We start from the raw sequence: 2,989 nt of genomic DNA on the forward strand, positions 1-2,989 counted from the left end.
CAAGTAACGGGGCGGGGCGGGGGGGGGCGCTCGTGGGGTATCGGAGATTTATGGGCGGGGGGCGCGCCGGCGGGGGGGGCGTTAGGGGGGCCAACGCATGCACGTTCCATATGGAAACAGACCCTAATGACGATCCCGCTCACCTACATCGCGCGCAACCTGTGGACCAGGCGGCTCACCACCGCGCTCACCGCGGGCGGGATGGCGCTCGTGATCTTCGTGTTCGCGACGGTGCAGATGCTCGACGCGGGGCTCACGCAGACGCTCGTGTCGACCGGCGAACCCGACAACGCCGTGGTGATCCGCAAGGGCGCCGAAACCGAGATTCAGAGTTCGATCGACCACCAGCAGGCCAACGCGCTCGAGATGCATCCGGCCGTCGCGCTCGGCCCCGACGGCCGGCCGCTCGTGTCGAAGGAAGCCGTGGTGCTGATCTCGCTCGTGAAGACGTCGAGCGGCAAGCCGTCGAACGTCGTGATCCGCGGCGTGTCGCCGTCCGGCCTCGCGCTGCGCCCGCATGTGAAGCTGGTGGCCGGCCGCATGTTCGTGCCCGGCTCGTCGGAAATCATCGTCGGCAGCGCGATCGCGAAAGGCTTCAGCAGCACGCAGCTCGGCGACAGCCTGCATTTCGCGCAGCGCGACTGGACCATCGTCGGCATCTTCGACGCGGGCGGCAGCGGCTTCGATTCGGAGATCTGGGGCGACGTCGACCAGCTGATGCAGTCGTTCCGGCGCACCAGCTATTCGTCGATGGTGCTGCGCATCCCGAGCGCCGACGGCTTTGCGCGCTTCAAGGCCGACATCGACGTCGACCCGCGGCTGACCGACGAGGCGAAGCGCGAGCAGACCTTCTACGGCGACCAGTCGAAGGCGCTGTCGAAGTTCATCAACATCCTCGGCATCACGCTGTCGACGATCTTCTCGATCGCCGCAATGATCGGCGCGATGATCACGATGTATGCGTCGGTCGCGAACCGCGTCGCCGAGATCGGCACGCTGCGCGCGCTCGGCTTCAAGCGCATGAGCGTGCTCGCCGCGTTCCTGCTGGAAGCGCTGCTGCTCGGCTTCGTCGGCGGCGTCGCGGGGCTCGCGTGCGCGTCGCTGATGCAGTTCGCGTCGTTCTCGACGACCAACTTCCAGACTTTCGCGGACTTGTCGTTCCGTTTCGTGCTGACGCCCGCGATCGTCGTGAAGACGCTGCTGTTCTCGCTCGTGATGGGGCTCGTCGGCGGGTTCCTGCCGGCGATGCGCGCCGCGCGGCTGAAGATCGTCGACGCGCTGCGCGCGCAGTGACGCGCACGGCCGCTCAGCGCACGCGCGGCACCCACGCGCCGTGGAAGCCGGCCGGCACGCGGCGCGGCAGGTGCACGGTCGCGGCCGGCCCCGCATCGATCGCGCGCGCATCGAGTATCACGACGTCGCTCGTATCCGTCGCCGCGCGGTAGACCACCACCAGCAGCCAGCCGTCGTCCTCGTCGACGCCGCCCGGGCGCGGCACGAACACGGGCTCGCCGTTCTGGTCGCCGGCCGGCACCGCGTAGCGCGTCGTCGTGCCGCGCACGTGGTCGAAGCGCATCACGCCGCGCATTTCCGTATTGTTCGGCTGCTCGGCCGCATACAAATAGCGGTAGCGGCGCCCGGTCCGGCTTTCGTTGATGCGCGGCAGTTCGATGCCGCCGTCGGCGAGCGGCCCTTCGTCGATCAGCCCGTTCGCCGTATCGATCACGTAGCGCCACAGCTCGCCGACCGGGTTGTCGGCAAAGCGGCCCGTGCGCGCGTCGAGCCGCAGGTACCACGGATAGCGCACCGCATCGAGCACGATGCACGATGCGTCGCAGTCGTACGCGTTCACGACGTGCTGGATGAAGCACGGCTCGATGCCGAACCAACGCACGTCGCCGCCGTGGCGTGCGATCACGCCGATGCGCGCGGCCCGGTCGTCGTGCCAGCGCAGCGGCATCCGGTGACCCTGCTTCAGCATCGAGAAGTCGTAGCCGACGTTCAGGTCGAGCAGCAGGCTGCGGGTTGCCGTGATCGCGAGGTCGTGCATCATCGACGGCGCGGGCACGTCGAGCGCGAGGTCGACGCGCTGCACGCCCTGCGCGTCGACGACGCCATAGCGCAGCCACGGCGCGCGCCAGTCCGCGCGAAACGCGATCAGTTCGCCCGTTTCCGGATCGACCTTCGGATGCGCGGTCATCCCGCCATCGAAACCCGCATGCCGCTCCGGCACGCCGAGCGAATCGAGCGCGGCGGTGATCGCGAACGGCGCGCCGCCCTCCGCCAGCGCGAGCAATTCGCCGGCGTGCTGCAGCACGTTCACGTTCGGATTGGTGTCGGGCAGATGCGGCGCCTGCGCGGGCGCATGCACGGCGGCCCAGCGGCGCGTGCGTGCCCAGCGGTTCCGGTAGCCGGCCGCGCGGCCGCGTTCGAACGCGATCGCGTGCAGCATCGCGGCTTCCGGCCACCACGACAGCACGTCGTTCCCTTCGAAGCGGCCGCCCGGCGGATTCGGGCCGTTGCGCAGCAGCGTGCCGTCGAGTTCGCGCGGGATGGCGCCGGTCACGCGCAGGTCGACGAGATCGACCTCGTCGGCGACCGGCGCGATCGCGCCGCGGTTCAGGTCGAATGTGGTCATCGCGTCGGACGCTCCGTCAGCAGTCTTCGGTGGACGGCGGCAAGTCGCCGCGCGCCAGCGCGAGCGCATGGTCGCGCACGTCGTCCGGCCATCCGGCAATCAGCTCGGCCAGCCGTGCCGGGTCGTTCGCATACAGCGCCCGCGCGGCCTCCTCGAACCCGGGCAGGTCGCCCGCCATCGCCGACATGAAGTGGTACGCGCGCGCCTGCGCGTCGCGGCGCCGGTCGGCCGCCGCATGCGTGCGCCGCGCGTCCTCGACAAGCTTGCGCAGCGCGACGGACGCACCGCCCGGCTGCGCGCCGAGCCATTCCCAGTGACGCGGCAGCAGCGTGACCTCGCGCGACACGACGC

3 protein-coding genes are annotated in these 2,989 nt (G+C 70.1%); 1 reads left to right on the forward strand and 2 read right to left on the reverse strand.

The annotated features are described in order from the left end of the window. Nucleotides 1-126: 126 nt before the first annotated feature. Complete coding sequence (locus ACPUER_RS36190; protein ID WP_310139495.1) at nucleotides 127-1,293, forward strand: ABC transporter permease; 1,167 nt, start codon at nucleotides 127-129, stop codon at nucleotides 1,291-1,293. 13 nt (nucleotides 1,294-1,306) lie between these two features. On the opposite strand, the gene ACPUER_RS36195 is transcribed toward ACPUER_RS36190, so the two are convergent. Beyond that, complete coding sequence (locus ACPUER_RS36195; protein ID WP_425133504.1) at nucleotides 1,307-2,638, reverse strand: carotenoid oxygenase family protein; 1,332 nt, start codon at nucleotides 2,636-2,638, stop codon at nucleotides 1,307-1,309. Between the two features lie 16 nt (nucleotides 2,639-2,654). Then, the coding region (locus tag ACPUER_RS36200; RefSeq protein WP_425133505.1) for a DUF2239 family protein at nucleotides 2,655-2,989 on the reverse strand (335 nt) is incomplete at its 5' end.

The organism is Burkholderia sp. DN3021 (assembly GCF_049805555.1).
Taxonomy (GTDB): Bacteria; Pseudomonadota; Gammaproteobacteria; order Burkholderiales; family Burkholderiaceae; genus Burkholderia; species Burkholderia pyrrocinia_C.